The following is a 15,792-nucleotide window of genomic DNA, read 5'->3' on the forward strand; positions in this document are numbered from 1 at the left end:
TCTTAATGCGCCGTTACAGGAACTTGACGAGCGACAGCTGCGCGAGTTTCGAGGTAACCTGGTAGGACGCTTGAAGCGCATTCTGGAGCGACAGGAGCTCGCTCGCCACCTGATCCGGCGAGGCCGATTCCGCCTGGTCGATGATGGACTGGAGCTGCGCCTTGGCCTGGGTCTGGCGCGTGCCTGCGTCCTTCATCGTGTTCTGGGCCATCGCGAGGTCCGTCTGGATGTCCTCGATGTGCTGCTGGCCGGGCTGCTTCGTCAGGGACTGCGTCACCCGCAGGCTCAGCGCGGAGACCTGACCGCCCGCATACTGGCTGGTCGGCGAGGTCGAGAACGTCCCGAACACGGCGATCGCCTGCAATTGCTGGCGGATCGCGTCCTCGTTGGCTTGCGCGCCATATTGCACCGTGACTGAATCATCCACCCGCGCCATCGCCGTGGAGCGCGGCGAGCCGGGCCCGTCATTGCCGGTGTACCATTTCACGGTATTGGCCGAGCCGTTGACCAGCGTCGTCGCCGAACTTGCCGGTGAAGAACCGACGCGCAATGGCGGCTGCGTCGCGGTGACCGGCGTCGAGCCGAAACCGAGCGCGTTGAGTGCGCCCGTGTTCGAGGTCGTGATGTTGAGGCTCGCCGCGTCGTCCGTGTTGATCGTGATCGAGCCGCCATGCACGGTCGAAGGCTTCGACGTGCCCGTGATCTGGTCGATCTTGCTCATCAGCGTCTGGATGCTGTCGCCGACATTGAGCTGGTTGCCGGTCGCGCCCGAATTGACGAAGGTCAGCGTGGTGCCGTTCACGGTGATGGTGTCGCCGGCGGCGAAGCCCGGCGAGATCGAATTCGAGGGGCTGGCGCCGGACAGCGCCGTTGCTCCGCTGATCGGAGCCGGCGGCGCCGCCTGGTTGTTGACGGGCGCACCGATCGCGGAGCTTGCGGTGTTGAAGAAATTGTCGCCGGCCGTGATCGCGGATGCCGCGACGAGCGACGTGTTCGCGAGCTTCGTGATCGCGGTGTTCAATGCCGTGTTAAGATTCGTGGCGGTGTTGCCGGGAGTCGTCGCGTCGATCGCGAAGCTGCCGATCGGCGTCGGCGTGGCCGAGGACGCGGTCAGGTCGACCTGCCCGGTGGTGCCGTCCGGCAGCGTGAACTGGACGCTCAGCTTGTCGCCGTCGTTCGGGTTGAGGCCGTTGAGATCGACCGAGAACGACACCGGCGAGCCGCTCGGGCCGGTAACCGTCGCACCCGTCAGCGTCGAGGACACCGCCGCGATCTTCATTCCGAACGGCGATCCGGCGACGTCCTCGGATACCCGCGCCGAGCTCGGCGTCGGCTGCGTCTGCACCAGCCGCCCCATGCCGTTGGCGCCGAGGTCGGCGGCCTGGCGTTCCGCCATGACGGTCTTGAAGCCCGCCTGCGTGGTCGTGCCGTTGATGATGTCGCCGGCATTGGCAACCGACTGCGTGTTGAACGCCGTCCCGGAGAACAGATAGCGGTTGCCCGACTGCGTGTTGAGAACACCGACCATCGAGCCGAACTGCGAAGCGGCCGTGTTCTGCGCGACGGTCTGTCCGTTGACGTTGAGATCCTGCGCGGTGCTCGCGGAGCCGGTCTGCACCGTGTTGCGGATCGTCGTGAGCGACTGGAGCGCGGTATTGGCGAGGTTGATGTTCACGTTCACATTCGTGATCGTGTCGGTATAGGCGGCGATGTTGGAGAGCTGCGAACGCCCGGCGATCGCAAAGCCCTCGTTGGCGCCCATCCCGGAATAGTTCTGCGACAGCTTGCCGGTCGCGAGCTGCGTCGACAGGTCGGTAAGCTGCTGATTGATGTTGCGGATCTGCGCGCCGAGGACCGACGAAGAGTAGTTGATGCTGCTGATCGACATCTTTCAGAACCCTGTACTGGTTACACTTGAGCCTGGATCAACGTGTTCATCATGCTCTGCACCACCGACATGACGTGGGCGTTGGCGGCATAGGCATTCTGAAGCTGGATCAGGTTCGACATCTCCGAGTCCAGGTTGACGCTGGAGGTCGAGTCGAACTTGGCCTGGAGCGTCGAGACCACGACGCTCTGGCCCTGCTGGAGCTGGGTGGCCTGGGTCGAGGCGTTGGCCTGGACGCTCAGGAACTGCTGGAGGTAGTTCGAGACGCTGCCGGTGAAGGGCTGGTTCGCCGAGCCGAGGCCGGTCGTCGGCGAATAGGAAAACACCGCATTGGTGAGCTGCGAATAGAGATAGTCCGAGCGCGTGGTATCGCCGGCGGGCGTCACCGGCGAGGTGTTGTAGACGGACAGCCGCGTGGGATCGCTGACCAGCTGCGTGTTCACGGCGATGCGCCCGGCAAGGCCGGTCATCTGCGAGCCCGAGGCGGTGATCGCACCGGTGTAGAGCGCCTGCCCGCCGTCGGTGAACACCGCCAGCTGCGGGCTGCCCGAGGTCAGCGACGAGATCGTCTTGGTGGTCGAGGCCGAATTGACCTGGGCAAGGCCGGTATTGTCATCGGTCACCCGCAGCGTCGTGGCCGTCGCCGGCGACGGAGCGGCGGAGAACGTCAGGTGCGAGCCTGAGAGCGCGGTGTTGAGCGCAGCGGCGATCGCATTCATGCCGCCGGAGAAATTGACGCCCACCCGCATCGGGTTGGCATTGGTGGCGTTCTGGAGCGGCAGCGCCGCCGGGTCGGTCACGTTGACGAGCGTGATCTGGCGCTGGGTGTTGGTCGCCGTGTCTTTGTAGGTGATGTTGACCGTATTGCCCGGCTGCGCACCGGCAAGGTCGAGATCGAATCCGGCCTGCGGGCCCGAGACCGCGCTGCCGGCCGTGGTCTTGTCCGACAGCGCGCTCGACATCGTCGCGGCGAGCTGGTCGATCTGGTTCTGCGCCTGCACCAGCGTCTGGTCGCGCAGCTTCAGGTCGGCCGCGATCTGGCCGGAGGAGACCACGTTGTTGGCGACGACGTCGAGCTGCGAGCCGTTCGGCAGCTTGATGTTGAGCGCACCGACGCCGGACTTGGCCGGATCGATGTTGTAGAGCGAGGTCGCCGAAAGGGCGCCGGCGGAGGCAAAGGTGAATTGCGAGGCGAGCCCGGCGCCGACGAGCTGGATGCCTGTCGTGGTGTAGATATTGGCCTGGTTCGAACCGTCGGTGGTGACGCGAACGTCGACATATTTCGACAGCGTGTTGATGGCCTGGTCGCGCTGGTCCATCAGCGTCGCGGCGGACGGGTCGTTTGCCGACAAGCCCTGAAGCTTGGTGTTGATGTCGGCGACCTGCTGCATCGCCGCGTTGGCCTGCTGTGACGAGGTGCCGAGATCCTGCTCGACGTTGGAGCGCAGCGACTGGATGCCGTTGGTGGTGACGTTGAGCTGCTTCGCCAACGCCTGCGCCGCGCCGAGGGCAACCGTCTGCGCCGACGACGAGCCGGCGCTGGTCGACAGCGCCTGCAACGCCGTGGTGAATTTGTTCAGCGCGGTTTCGAGCGTGCCGCTGTTGCCGGGCGTGCCGTAGACACTCTGAAGCTGCTTCAGGATGTTGGCCATCTGGTCGGCGTAACCGCTGCCGCCGGTCTCGGTGCGCAGCTGGTTCTGCACAAAGGTGTCGAGCTCCCGGCTGACGCCGGTCGTCATCGCCGTCGAGCCGAAATCGCCGGTGGTGACCTCGATCTGGTTCGGCCTCTGGACGACGTAACCCGGCGTCTGCGAGTTGGCGACGTTCGAGGAGACGATCGAGAGCGCGGCCTGGTTGGCACGCAGACCGCTCATCGCACTGGCGAGGGCTGAACTCAAACCCATATCACTAGCCGCCTTTGGTTACGTCACGCGCCGATCAGCGCAACACGTTCAAGAGATCCTGCACCATCGAATTCGCCGTCGTGATCACCTTGGTGTTGGCCGAATAGGCCTGCTGGGTCACGATCAGCTTGGTGAATTCGTCGGCGATGTCGGTGTTCGAGCCTTCCAGCGATGAGCCGCTGATGCTGCCCGACGCGCCGTCGATCGCTGTGCCCGACTGTTCGGTCGCGGCGTAGGCGCCGCCGTCGAGGGCCTTGAGGTAATTGGTGCCGTTGAAGTGCGACAGCGTCACCTGGGCGAGGTTGAGGTTCTGGCCGTTGGAGAAGGTGCCGACCACGAGGCCGCTGTTGTTGACGGCAACCGAGCGGAGCTGACCGGCGGCGTAGCCGTTCTGCGTGATGGTGTTGATCGTCACCGCGCCGCTGGTGCTGGCATATTGCGTCAGCCCGCCCGAGGACATGTTGAAGGCGACCGAGCCGAGCGACTGGCCGCCGACGCTGACGTTGTTGATGGTGATGCCCGATCCGCTCGGCGAGGTCAGCGAGCCGTCGCTGGCAAAGGTGAAGGCCTGCCCGGTGTTGACCCAGCCGACCGTCGTGCCGGTCGCATTCGGATCGGTCTGGTAGAACAGGTTCCAGGTGTCGGAATGGCCGGTGCCCAGCGAGACGCTGTCGGTCTTGGCCCAACGCAGCTGCAGGTTCACCGGCGTGCCCGCGGCGTTGTAGGCGGTGACCGCACCGCCGCTGATCGATTCCTTGGTGAACGTGGCGATGTCGTTGCCGATCACGCCGCCGGTGCCGGCAGTGCCGCCACCGCCGCGGTTCTTGGAGATGGACGACGTGAAGCCGAGCGCGGCGAAGGCGCTGCTGTTGTTGGGGCTCGTCACCGTCAAGGTGGGATTGGCGATACCGGTATTCAGGGTGATCACGCCGTTGCTGATCGAAGAACCGCTCGCACCGCTGAGCGTGTCGATCTGGCTGAGCAGAGTCGCTATGGAGTCGGTGATGTTGATCTGGTTCGGAGGGGTAGCGTTGGAGGCCACGAAGGTGATCGTATTGGCAGCTCCCGTGCCGTTGACCTGGATCGTGTTGCCGACCACGAAGGGCGTCGAGAGGACTTCCGCCCCGCCGGGCGTCGCGGTGCCGCCGAGCTGTGTACCACTCGTAATCGCGGGAGTGGACAGCACGTTACCGCCGCGCGTCACGCTGCTGACGCCGAGCAATCCTGCCGCAGTGCCGCCGATCGTCACGTCGGCCGTGGTGCTGGTCGTGATCTGGATGTTGCCGCTGGCATTCATAGTCACGCTGGAGGCGGGAACGCCGGCTCCAGACGCGATCGCGCTGAGGACATCCGACATCAGTGCGCTGGTGGGCGACTTCAGACCAATCGTAGTGACCGCCGGGGGGCCCGCAACCGTCGAAACGCCCGAGACGGTGTTGTCGAAGTTGATTGTTTGGCCGTTGACCGTCAACGACTTGCCGGCCAGGTTGGTGAGAAGGCTGGTGTTGAGATGCGTGGCCAAGCCCGCATCGAGAGACGTGCTGCCAGTTGCCACCGCCGAAGCGTTGTCCTGCAGCGCCACCGTGCCGGTCGCAGTCGTCGCCGTATAGGCCGAGCGCAGATTGCCGGTGGCCGCCGCGCCGGAGACCGTCGCATTCGAATAAGGCGGCGGCGGCGTGCCGACGATCAGCGGGTTGGCGGCGAAATCGGACGGGTTCAGGCCGCCGGCCGCCAGCAGCGTGCCGCTCGCCGCGGTCGAGCTCGCCCCCGTGTTCGGCACGCTCGGCAGGTTCGCGGCGTACTGGATCGAGGTTGTCGCCTGTGCCGGGATGAAGTTGTTCTGGAATTTCAGGACGGACGCCACATTGCCGGTCGGGTTGCCGGTCTTGGGGTCGACCGTGACGCCCATCAGGTAGTAGCCGGCACCGTTGACCAGGTTGCCGTTGGAATTGAGCTGGAAGTCGCCGCGGCGGGTGTAATAGGTGACGCCGCTGAACTGCGGCAAGTTGTCGACGACGTTAGTCGCCTTCTGGATCGAGAAGAAGCCGTCGCCGGTGATCGCCATGTTGGTCGCGACGGAGGAGGACGAGATCGTACCCTGGGTGGTGATGGTCGCCTTGGCGTTGGCCGTCACACCGCCCGCGACCTGCTTGCTCGGGACCGAGGCGTCGGGGATGAGATCGACGAAGCTGGTGCCGATGCCCTTGTAACCGGTGGTGGATGAGTTCGCGATGTTGCCTGAAATGTTCTGCAGCGCGTAGGACTGCGCCTGCAGGCCACCCACCGAGGTGTTCATTGCATCGAAGATACCCATAACTTTGTCTCCAGATCCGATCTCGGCGGCCGGTCGACCATGGCCGCAGTCGGAAGAGACAGTCGCAAGGGCTATGCCAATGCGGGTATTCTCAGGAAATCAATGACTTGAATGGGAAGGCCCCGGTCGGATGACCGGGGCACAATTGCCGGGCCGGCAACAATTGCCGGGGCATCGGGTCATTCCGGGGCGGCCCGCAGCACCGAACTCAGGTTCGCAATTGCGCACCTGAGAAGCTCGAGATTCCGGATTCGATGCTCACGCATCGCTCCGGAATGACTTCAGCGAGACCTACGTTGCCGACGCGGCGGCCGGGTGGAAGACCAGCCCGAAACCGTCGATGCAATAGCGCAATCCGGTCGGCTTCGGACCGTCGTCGAAGACGTGGCCGAGATGGCCGCCGCAGCGCCGGCAATGCACTTCGGTGCGCACCATGCCGAAGGTACGGTCCTCCGTCTTGCCGACATTGCCTTCGATCGGCTGGTAGAAGCTCGGCCAACCCGTGCCGCTCTCGAACTTGGTGTCGGATGCGAACAGCGGCAGGTCGCAGCCGGCGCAGGCGAAGATGCCCTTGCGGTGTTCCTTGAGCAGCGGGCTGGAGCCCGGCCTCTCGGTGCCCTCCTTGCGGAGGATTTCATATTGCTGCGGCGTGAGCTGGGCGCGCCACTCGGCGTCCGTCTTCTCGATCTCGAATTTTTGCGCGGCCTTCTCTCCAGCCTCGGCGGGCGTTCCTCTCAACCAGCGGAAGGCCGAAAGGCCGAACAGGCCGGCAACAGTTGTCAGCAGGATGCGGCGGTCAAACATCTGATTCTCCGTGCGCGGGGGAGTCCACGCTCTGAGATACGGGCTCTAACGGCCGACGTTACACGTCCGGGCGGGGTTTTTCTCAACTTATCGCGAGACACCCTGTTCCTACGAGGCCGGTTCCACATCCTCGGCCACAGGTTTCGGCGGAGGGGCCGGCTGCGGCCGGACGCTGGGCGGCGGACGGCGAGGACCAGTGCCGGCGGCCCGGTTGGCTTCAGCGAGGCGCGCCTCGCGTTCCCGGTCCTTGACCCGCGCACGCTCGCGGTAGCGGGCGAGCGAGCCTGCGGCGGCGGAACTCGCCCTGCCCCAAACTCCCACCAATTGGCCCGCGACCCGCCCGGTCGTGCCGCCCGCCCAGACCAGTTCGAACGGCGAGAACAGCCGCCAGCGCTCGTCGCCCCACAAAATGCTGCGCGCGATCAGCTGCCCGGCCATGGCCGAGGTGTTCATGCCCTGGCGGCCGAACCCGCTCGCCACCCACAGGCCTTTGCGCAACTGGCCGATCTGCGGCATGCCGTGCACGGTCTGGCCGGTGACACCGCCGAACATGTCGGTAATCTCGACATCGCCGAACTGGGGGAAAATCGATCTGATCCGCCGCCTGACCGCGCCCGCAAAGCGCTGCGGACGCGCGGCCCAGGTGGTCTCGGGGCTTTCCCACATCAGCCGGTCGCCGTCGACGACACGGAAATGGTCGATCCCGTCGGAATCCATCACCGATCCCTTGAACGCCACGATCTCGTGCACGCGCTCGCCGAGCGGCGCGGTAATCCCGGCATAGCGCCAGACCGGCAGCAGCGTCTCCGACAGGCGCCTCAAGGGCGCGCCGAGGTGGATGTTGCCGGCGAGCACGATGTGGGTGGCGCGCAGCCGCGCCGAGGGCGTGACGATGCGCTTGCGGATGCCGGAATGATCGATGCTGACGACCGGCGTATCCTCGAAGATGCGCGCTCCCGCTCGCCGCGCCAGCGCCGCGAGGCCGTGCACATATTTGCGGCCGTCGAGCTGGAACGCCCGGGGATAATAGACGCCGTGGAAGTAACGGTCGGTCTTGAGCGCCTCGCGGACGCGATCCACCTGCCAGCCCTCGACCTCCGTGTCGAAATCCTCGTGGAGCATCTGCAACCGGCTGATCAGCCGGTCGCCGGCATCGACGTTGGAGACCTCCAGCACGCCATCGCTCGGGCCAATGCCGGGCATGTTCTCTTCGGTGGCGTTGGCCCGGACGAACTCGGCGCCCTCCTTCGCCAGCGTCCACAATTCGCGCGCGTCCTCGAAGCCGATGCGCTCGATCAGATCGGCGAGCGGCAGCGCAAAGCCCGGCATCACGGTGCCGAGCTGGTTTCCGGAGGCGCTCCAGCCGACATGGCGGCCCTCGAGCACCGCGACGCTGGCTCCGAGCCGGGCTGCCTCCAGCGCGATGGAGAGCCCGGCAAGCCCGGCCCCGATCACGCAGATGTCGGCATCGAGATCAAACGACAGTCGCGTGCGTTCACGAAAGCCGGCTTCTTCCTGGGACACGCTTGTGAAAGTCTCGCTCATGTCGTTTCCTTAAAGGACCGATCGGGCCCTTGTCACCTTGTCCTCAACCGGCGCCTGTAGATTATTCTGGACGCGTAACGATTCGAGAATGCCATGCGCCGTTTGATGCTGCTGCGTCACGCCAAGACCGAGACTGACGCGCCGAGCGGCCGTGACCAGGATCGTCGCCTCGACGACCGCGGCCACAAGGACGCCGCGCAGATCGGGGATTGGCTCGCCACCCATCCCCCCTTCCCCAAGGCCGTGCTGGTGTCGCATGCCGTCCGGGCCCGGCAGACCTGGGACATTGCCTGGGAGACGATGAAGGACCGCGTCGCAGCGCCGCAGGTGGAGGTCCTGCCCGAACTCTACGGCGCCGATCCCGCCCAGATCCTGGAATCCATTCGCACTGCAACCGTTCCGGCCAACCCGAAGCAGTTGCTGCTGGTGGGCCACAATCCCGGCATGCACGAGGCCGCGCTAATGCTGATGGGCGGCGGCGATCCGGCCGGCGCCAAGGCGCTCGCTCACAATCTGCCCACGTCGGGGCTTGCGATCTTCGACTTTGACGTCAAGGATTGGGGTGACGTGGCCTACCGCCGCGGCAAACTGGTGCTGTTCGTCAGCCCCAAGCTGCTTCGATCGGGTTGAGACGCGCGGGGCGCGCCGTCTCGACCGGTTGATCCCAGCTTGGTCAATTGGGAGGCGCAGATGTTCAAGTCCATCCTCGTGCCCATCGACCTCGCCGACACCGATCTGGCCAAGCCGGCGCTCGCGACCGCGATAACGCTGTCGCAGACCTGGAGCGGATCGATACGACTGCTCAACGTGCTGCCGATGACGCCGGTGATGCTCGCCGAATACGTCCCGGCCGATTTCGACGAGCAGCAGCGCCAGACCTCAGAGGAAGCGCTCGCCATCGTCGCGCGGGAGTCAGGCATCGAGACGGGGCGCATTTCCAGCGTGGTGCGACAGGGCGGTATCTATCATGAGATCCTGGAGGAGGCCATGCACATGAAGGCCGACCTGATCGTGATGACCTCGCACCGGCCGGCGATGCGCACCTATTTCCTCGGCTCCAACGCCGGGCACGTCGTGCGCTACGCCAAGTGCTCAGTGCTGGTGGTCAGGCACTGAGCGCCACAACAAACGCTGTCATTGCGAGCGCAGCGAAGCAATCCAGAGTCTTTCCGCGGTGGCAGTCTGGATTGCTTCGCTCCGCTCGCAATGACGACGCGGAGGCATTGTCACCACGCCCGGACTTGCGGGCGTGGCGGCCGAACAAAGATACCGCGTCAGCTCTGCCTTGAACTGCCCATAGACGGCGTCCTCGATCTGGCTGCGCGTGATCCCGATGTCGCGCAAGGCGTGGTCGTCGAGCTCGTTCAGCGTCTTGACGGCAGAGCGACGCTCCAGGCGATCGAACAGCGCATGGGCGGCGTTGGCGAGCGTGCTGAAAAATCCGCCCGACGAGGATGGGCGTAAACTCCGCCCGGCAGTTTGCGAGATCGTGGTCATCTTTCTTCTCCGGCCTACAGTCCGCGCGGCGAAGCAGGTGCCGTTGGCGCGGACGCTGTGAGCGCCTGCACCTCATTTGCCATCGGATTGCTCTCGCTCTCCTCGGCTCAATCGCGGAACTTGATGGAACTTAAATGCTCCAGTACGCTACTCGGAGCAAGTAAAACATTGCTCTCGGTGCAATAATGTCCAAGTTCGAATACGTGAAGCTTGCCGATGCCATTGCGGCCGATATCACTAAAGGCACGTTAAGGCCCGGCGACCGGCTGCCGCCACAGCGCAACTTTGCCTATGACCGCGGCATCGCGGTCTCGACCGCGAGCCGGGTTTATACGGAGTTGCTTCGCCGCGGGCTCGTCGTCGGCGAGGTCGGCCGCGGCACCTTCATCTCCGGCGACATCAAGCGCGAGGTCGAGGCGTTGAGCGAGCCGCGCGACGCGCGGATCGATTTCGAGGTCAATTATCCGTTATTGCCGCAGCAATGGGCGATGATCGCCAAGAGCCTTGCCGGGCTCGAGCGCGTCGATGCGCTCGAATCCGCCCTGCGCGTCTCGACCAGCACCGGCACCAAGAGCGCGCGCAATGCGGCCGTCGCCTATCTCGCGCGCAAGGATTTCACGCCGCAGGCCGAGCAGATCGTCTTCACCGCCAACGGCAAGCAGTCGCTCGCCGCCGCGCTCGCCGCCCTCGTTCCCACCGGCGGCCGCTGCGGCGTCGAGGCGCTGACCTACCCTTACGTCAAGAGCATCGCCGCGCGGCTCGGCGTGACGCTGGTCCCGATTCCGATGGACGAATACGGCGCGCGTCCCGATGCGATCCAGAAGGCGCATCGCGAAGCGCATCTGTCGGCGCTGTATCTCCAGCCCATCATTCAGAACCCGCTCGGCGTCACCATGAACGCGACGCGGCGCGCCGACATCATGCGCGTCGCCGAGAAGCTCGATCTCACCATCATCGAGGACGCCGTCTACGGCTTCCTCGCCGACGACACGCCGCTGGCAGCGCTCGGGCCGGACCGTTGCATCGTGATCGACAGCCTGTCCAAGAAGGTCGCACCGGGCCTCGCGCTCGGCATCCTCGTCACCCCGCCGCATCTGCGCGAGAGCGTGATGAGCGCAGTCCGGACCGGCGGCTGGATCGCCTCGGGCCACGCGCTGGCGTCCGGGCAGCGGCTGATGGCCGACGGCACCGTCGCCGAGCTGACGCGGCTGAAACGGATCGACGCTGCGCGCCGGCAGCAGACCGCGGCAAGGCTGCTTGCCGGCTACCAGATCGCGGCCGACGCCCGCTCCTATCATTTGTGGCTGACGCTGCCACCACACTGGCGCTCGCAGACCTTCGTCGCCGCAGCAGCCCGGCGCGGCATCGCACTGACGCCATCCTCGACGTTTGCAATTGCCCACGGACATGCACCGAACGCGGTGCGGCTCGCGCTCGCCCCGCCCTCGCTCGAGCAGCTCGATTCCGGCCTGCGCACGCTCGTGTCGCTGCTCGGCACCAAGGAAGAGGATTTCGACTCGACGGAGTAAGCCAGAGCGTTGCGAGCGAAGTGATACCGGTTCGAAAACGCGTCACGACAAAGATCCGGCCCTTCGCCGCTCAGGCCGTCGCCCATTCCGCGATAAAGCCCCTCGCCTTGTACGGCTCGATCTTGTCCCATTCGTGCAGGACACGCCGGCGAAACTCGACATCGGTGTGCCAGAGCGCGCGCGGCGTCGCAAAGCTGTCGACGGTGAGCAGCATCTTCTCGGCTTCAGGCCAGTGCCGGTGCAGCGTCATCGGGTAGCGGCGCGCCGTCCAGGTGTTGCCGAGGCAGATCACGCTCCGGATGTTTCGCAGTCCAAGCGCTGCATCAATGATCGGCAGCGAGAAGATCACGTTCTCGCCGGTGTTCATTGCGCGATGTTCCTCGAGGATGAGGTCCGCCGGAATGCCGGCCGCGACCATCGCTGCCTTGATGATGGTGCACTCAGATTGCTCCGAGCCCGGCGTCACACCACCGCTGACAATCGACCTGCGGAAAAGGCCCTCGCGCCACAGCCTCGCGGCGGTGTCGGCGCGCAAGCCAACGTCCTCGCGGGTGCCGAACATGAACAACAGATCGGCCGGCCGCAGCGGCGTATCGATCAGATGCGTACGGTTGATTTCGACGATCTCATCCGCTGTAGGCTGGCGCCTGTTGCGATCCATGGTTGGCATGACAGCACGATGCGACACCGGCGCAGGAGCACGAAGTCACGTTTGATTGCGGCCGATTGCACCTAAGGCAGCAACGCCTTCGGCACACGATCAAAACTGTAGCTATGCGGCTGGTTGCGCCGCACGAAGCCGCCGACCTGCCAGGCGAACAGTGCGGCAAAGCCGATGATGAACAGGGCGCCGGCGAACTCCCCGATCATGAGCGCGCGGATCAGAAGCCCCGTCATCGCCACCGTCAGCACCGCCAGGAAGGCCAGCACCGCCGCATAGGTCTTGCGGCCGAGGCCTGCGGTCAATTCGGCGCGGCTGCCGGCTTGCGCCATACGTGCGTGCAGTTCGATGATGAAATCGCGAAAACCGTTGTCCTGCGGCGCCATCAGCGCCGCGGTCTGCCAGCTCGTCGACAGGATCCTGACGCGGCCGCCGCCGGTGTGGCTGACATCGGCGCGAAAGCGGTGCTGCTGCATCGACACCGGGCGAAACGACAGCCGGATCGCCGAGATCTCGTCATAGCGCCACAGGCCGGAGCGGCCGGCGATGTGCCAGGACAGGCCCTCGTCCGTCAGCTCGAAACGATGCGCCGAGCCGATCAGCGACGCCTTGTAGGCGTAGCTCGTGACCGACGGGCCTTGCGCTCCCGAAACCTGCATCCCCACAATCAATCCCGTCCGCGCAATCCTGCCTGCGATCGGCTTGCGCGATCGCCCTCGCCCATCCTACAAGCGGGGCATGGCTGAGACGACCTTTTTTCCGCGCCGCCTGATTCTCGGTGCCGCCGTGATCTCCGGCGTGCTGCTCGCGCTCGCGGTGCACATGCTGGGCGCGCGCTACGGGCTCGACCTCGGCGGGCTCTGGCATTCCGACACGCACGAATTCATACCCGCGGGCGCAGCGATCGCCTGGTGGCTGATTGCCACGGTCGGTTTCTCCGGCGGCTATTTCACGGCGACATTGATGCAAAGCGCCGTCTCCGGGCAGATCCCGCAGCGGATGCGGCAATTCCTGATCGCGGTCGGCGTGCTGCTGCTTGCCGGTGCGGGCCAGGTGGCCGCGGCGCCGAGCCCGATCCCGTCCGTCTCGGGCGTGCTCGCCGGGCTGGCCGCGCTATGTCTTGGCGCCGTGATGGCGTTTTGCGGCGCGCATTTCGCGCTGCGCCGCGGCTAGACATCAGGCCGAGGCGAGCAGCCGCGGCCGGTTCAGCATCAACGCGACATCGGATGCGGGCCGCGGCTTGCTGAAAAGATAGCCCTGCGCCTGGGTGCAGCCCTCGCGCCGCAGCAGCTCGAGTTGCGCGTCGTTCTCGACGCCTTCCGCCGTGGTGACGATGCCGAGGCTGCGCCCGAGGCCGGTCACGGCGCGGATGATCGCCATGGAATCCTCGCGCGTCGCAAGCTCCGACACGAAGGAGCGGTCGATCTTGATCTTGTCGAACGGGAAGCTGCGCAGGTAGCTCAGCGACGAATAGCCGGTGCCGAAATCGTCGAGCGAGATCCGTACGCCCATGGCCCGCAGCTCGTGCAGGGTGGTCAGCGTCGCTTCGCTGTTCTGGAGCAGCACCGATTCGGTGATCTCGAGCTCGAGCCGCCGCGCCGCGAGCCCCGAGGCTGCCAGCGCATCGGTCACGGATGCGATCAGGTTCGGGCTCTTGAACTGCACCGGCGACAGGTTGACGGCGACATCGACGTCGTCCGGCCAGGTGGCGGCGTCACTGCAGGCGCTGCGCAGCACGAACTCGCCGAGCTGGACGATGAGGCCGGTCTCCTCGGCCACCGGAATGAAGTTGATGGGGGCGATCAGGCCGCGCTGCGGATGGTTCCAGCGCAACAGCGCCTCGAAGGCGACGACGCGGCCGCTGGCGACGTCACGGATCGGCTGGTAGTACGCCTCGAACTCGTCGCGCAGCAACGCCGCGCGCAAGTCCATCTCCAGCAGCCGCCGCGCCTGCGCGCGCGCATCCATGCCGGTCTCGAAGAAGCGATAGGTACCGCGGCCGTCCGCCTTGGCGCGGTACAGCGCGAGGTCGGCGTTCTTCAACAGCTCGTCCGGATTATCGCTGTCCTGCGGCGACAGCGAGATGCCGATCGAGACGCCGATCACGAACTGATGGTCGTCGATCTCGTAAGGCGCAGAGATCACCTCGACGAGGCGGCCGGCAAGGGCTCGCGCCGCGGCTTCCTCGGAGCGCCCGATCTGGACCACGGCAAACTCGTCGCCACCGAGGCGCGCCACGGTGTCGCTCGCGCCGACAGTGGCCTTCAGCCTGCGACCGACTTCCTTGAGCAGCGCATCGCCGATGGGATGGCCGAGCGAGTCGTTGATGTCCTTGAAGTGATCGAGATCGAGGCACAGCACCGCGAGCTGGTCGCCCGACTTCGCCCGGCCCAGTCCCTGCTCGAGCTGCTCGTGGAACAGCACGCGGTTCGGCAGATTGGTCAGCGCGTCATGGCGCGCCATGTGCGAGATCTTGGCCTGCGCCTCCAGCCATTCGGTAATGTCCTCGAAGGTCGCAACCCAGCCGCCGCCCTGCATCGGCTGGTTGACGACGCGGATGGAACGACCGAACCGGGTGACGACCTGGCTGGTCGTGCGGCCCTCGCGCGCGTCGGCCACGAGGCGCGCGAAGAATTCGCCCGCATCGCCCTGCCACTGGCCCTTGGCCTGCTCTTCCCGCAGCACGTCGACGAGCAGGCGGCCGGCGAGCGGAATGTCGGTGCGGCCGAGCAACGCTGCGTAGCGCTCGTTGAAGAGCTGGATCTTGCCATCCGCATCGAACATGCACAGTCCCTGCGACATATTCTCGAGCGCGGTATCCAGCACGACCTGCTGGCGTCCCAGTTCGCCCTTGGCGCGGCGGTCGAGCAGAGCCGCCGCGAGCGCGATCGCGATGATCGCAGCGGCGGCGCTGGCGGTCAGGATCGACAATGAGGCCGGCGGGATCGACAGGCCGCTGATCACGACCGCAGGATCCGGCGTCAGCTCCACGGCGCCCATGGCGGTGAAATGATGCGAGACGATGGCAAGCGTCAGCAGCACCGTCGCGCCGAGCGCGCCCGCAAGGCTGTCGCGCCGGCCCGCAACCACCAGGGCAAGCGACCCAAGGACGATGCCGAGGATGATCGAGACCGTCACCGTGCCGGTCGTCCAGCCGATGTGCGCGGGAATCTCGAGCGCCATCATGCCGGTGTAATGCATGGCGGCAACGCCGCCACCAACGACGGCGCCGCCGAGCGCAACCAGGCCCGCCCGCGTCACCGACACCGAGATGCTCAGCCCGATGAAGGTGACCGCGATCGCGAAGATCAGCGACAGGACCGTCAGCGGAATGTTGTAAGCGCCGCCCGCACCAGGACCGTAAGCCTGCATCGCGATGAAATGGGTTGCCCAGATGCCGCCGCCGGCGACGACGGCATCAAGCGCGACCCACGATACGCGAGCTCCCCCGCGCGCCGCACGCGCGCGGTGGAACAGGCTGATCGCCGCCGCGCTGGCGAGCAGACACACCGCTCCGCCGAGTGCGACCAGACGCCAATCATGCTGATCCGTCAGGCAGTAAAGAACTTGATACATTGCCGGCCCCTATTCCAGCCGCACTAGAGCCGGCAGAGATGGACAGTCGGTAACCGGCTATGTGCCGGTTTCGG

Annotated in this window: 13 protein-coding genes; 4 read left to right on the top strand and 9 right to left on the bottom strand. The window is 65.7% G+C overall.

Features of this window, described 5'->3' with window-relative positions; all coding sequences use genetic code 11:
• Positions 1-13 precede the first annotated feature (13 nt).
• The 5 genes from J4G43_RS34985 to J4G43_RS35005 form a co-directional block, all read right to left on the bottom strand.
• On the bottom strand, positions 14-1,888 hold the full coding sequence (locus tag J4G43_RS34985; RefSeq protein ID WP_208087711.1) for a flagellar protein: 1,875 nt from the start codon (positions 1,886-1,888) through the stop codon (positions 14-16).
• Between the two features lie 20 nt (positions 1,889-1,908).
• The gene (gene flgK / locus J4G43_RS34990) at positions 1,909-3,792 is read right to left on the bottom strand and encodes a flagellar hook-associated protein FlgK (protein WP_208087712.1); all 1,884 of its coding nucleotides are present in this window, start codon (positions 3,790-3,792) and stop codon (positions 1,909-1,911) included.
• Between the two features lie 34 nt (positions 3,793-3,826).
• Positions 3,827-6,106: a flagellar hook-basal body complex protein gene (locus J4G43_RS34995; RefSeq protein ID WP_166342621.1), complete on the bottom strand. Its 2,280-nt coding sequence runs from the start codon at positions 6,104-6,106 to the stop codon at positions 3,827-3,829.
• 291 nt (positions 6,107-6,397) lie between these two features.
• Positions 6,398-6,910: a peptide-methionine (R)-S-oxide reductase MsrB gene (gene msrB / locus J4G43_RS35000; RefSeq protein ID WP_166090468.1), complete on the bottom strand. Its 513-nt coding sequence runs from the start codon at positions 6,908-6,910 to the stop codon at positions 6,398-6,400.
• Between the two features lie 108 nt (positions 6,911-7,018).
• Positions 7,019-8,455, bottom strand: coding sequence for an NAD(P)/FAD-dependent oxidoreductase (locus J4G43_RS35005; RefSeq protein ID WP_208087713.1), 1,437 nt, complete (start codon positions 8,453-8,455; stop codon positions 7,019-7,021).
• A 93-nt stretch (positions 8,456-8,548) separates the two neighbouring features.
• Between J4G43_RS35005 and J4G43_RS35010 the strand changes: the two genes are divergently transcribed.
• Together J4G43_RS35010 and J4G43_RS35015 are read left to right on the top strand one after the other, a co-directional pair.
• Entirely contained in the window at positions 8,549-9,085 is a 537-nt protein-coding gene (locus J4G43_RS35010; protein WP_038956013.1) for a SixA phosphatase family protein, read from the top strand.
• 60 nt (positions 9,086-9,145) lie between these two features.
• Entirely contained in the window at positions 9,146-9,571 is a 426-nt protein-coding gene (locus J4G43_RS35015; RefSeq protein ID WP_071917342.1) for a universal stress protein, read from the top strand.
• A gap of 18 nt (positions 9,572-9,589) precedes the next feature.
• Here the strand turns inward: J4G43_RS35015 and J4G43_RS56095 are convergent, their stop codons facing one another.
• Positions 9,590-9,952 (bottom strand): DUF1127 domain-containing protein, encoded by a 363-nt coding sequence (locus J4G43_RS56095; protein WP_225005290.1) that lies wholly within the window; start codon positions 9,950-9,952, stop codon positions 9,590-9,592.
• Positions 9,953-10,137: 185 nt separating this feature from the next.
• On the opposite strand from J4G43_RS56095, the gene J4G43_RS35025 reads away from it, so the two are divergent.
• Positions 10,138-11,481 carry an aminotransferase-like domain-containing protein gene (locus J4G43_RS35025; protein WP_014493975.1) on the top strand — a complete coding sequence of 448 codons (1,344 nt, stop codon included), beginning with the start codon at positions 10,138-10,140 and terminating at the stop codon, positions 11,479-11,481.
• A 70-nt stretch (positions 11,482-11,551) separates the two neighbouring features.
• Here J4G43_RS35025 and J4G43_RS35030 read toward each other — a convergent pair whose 3' ends face one another.
• Together J4G43_RS35030 and J4G43_RS35035 are read right to left on the bottom strand one after the other, a co-directional pair.
• The gene (locus tag J4G43_RS35030) at positions 11,552-12,151 is read right to left on the bottom strand and encodes a YdcF family protein (protein WP_208087714.1); all 600 of its coding nucleotides are present in this window, start codon (positions 12,149-12,151) and stop codon (positions 11,552-11,554) included.
• 62 nt (positions 12,152-12,213) lie between these two features.
• Complete coding sequence (locus J4G43_RS35035) at positions 12,214-12,801, bottom strand: hypothetical protein (protein ID WP_063982254.1); 588 nt, start codon at positions 12,799-12,801, stop codon at positions 12,214-12,216.
• Positions 12,802-12,880: 79 nt separating this feature from the next.
• Here J4G43_RS35035 and J4G43_RS35040 point away from each other — a divergent pair, with 79 nt between their 5' ends.
• Positions 12,881-13,315 (top strand): hypothetical protein, encoded by a 435-nt coding sequence (locus J4G43_RS35040; protein ID WP_028148540.1) that lies wholly within the window; start codon positions 12,881-12,883, stop codon positions 13,313-13,315.
• 3 nt (positions 13,316-13,318) lie between these two features.
• On the opposite strand, the gene J4G43_RS35045 is transcribed toward J4G43_RS35040, so the two are convergent.
• Positions 13,319-15,718 carry a bifunctional diguanylate cyclase/phosphodiesterase gene (locus tag J4G43_RS35045; protein WP_208087715.1) on the bottom strand — a complete coding sequence of 800 codons (2,400 nt, stop codon included), beginning with the start codon at positions 15,716-15,718 and terminating at the stop codon, positions 13,319-13,321.
• Positions 15,719-15,792: the final 74 nt, after the last annotated feature.

It is taken from the genome of Bradyrhizobium barranii subsp. barranii, from assembly GCF_017565645.3.
Taxonomy (GTDB): Bacteria; Pseudomonadota; Alphaproteobacteria; order Rhizobiales; family Xanthobacteraceae; genus Bradyrhizobium; species Bradyrhizobium barranii.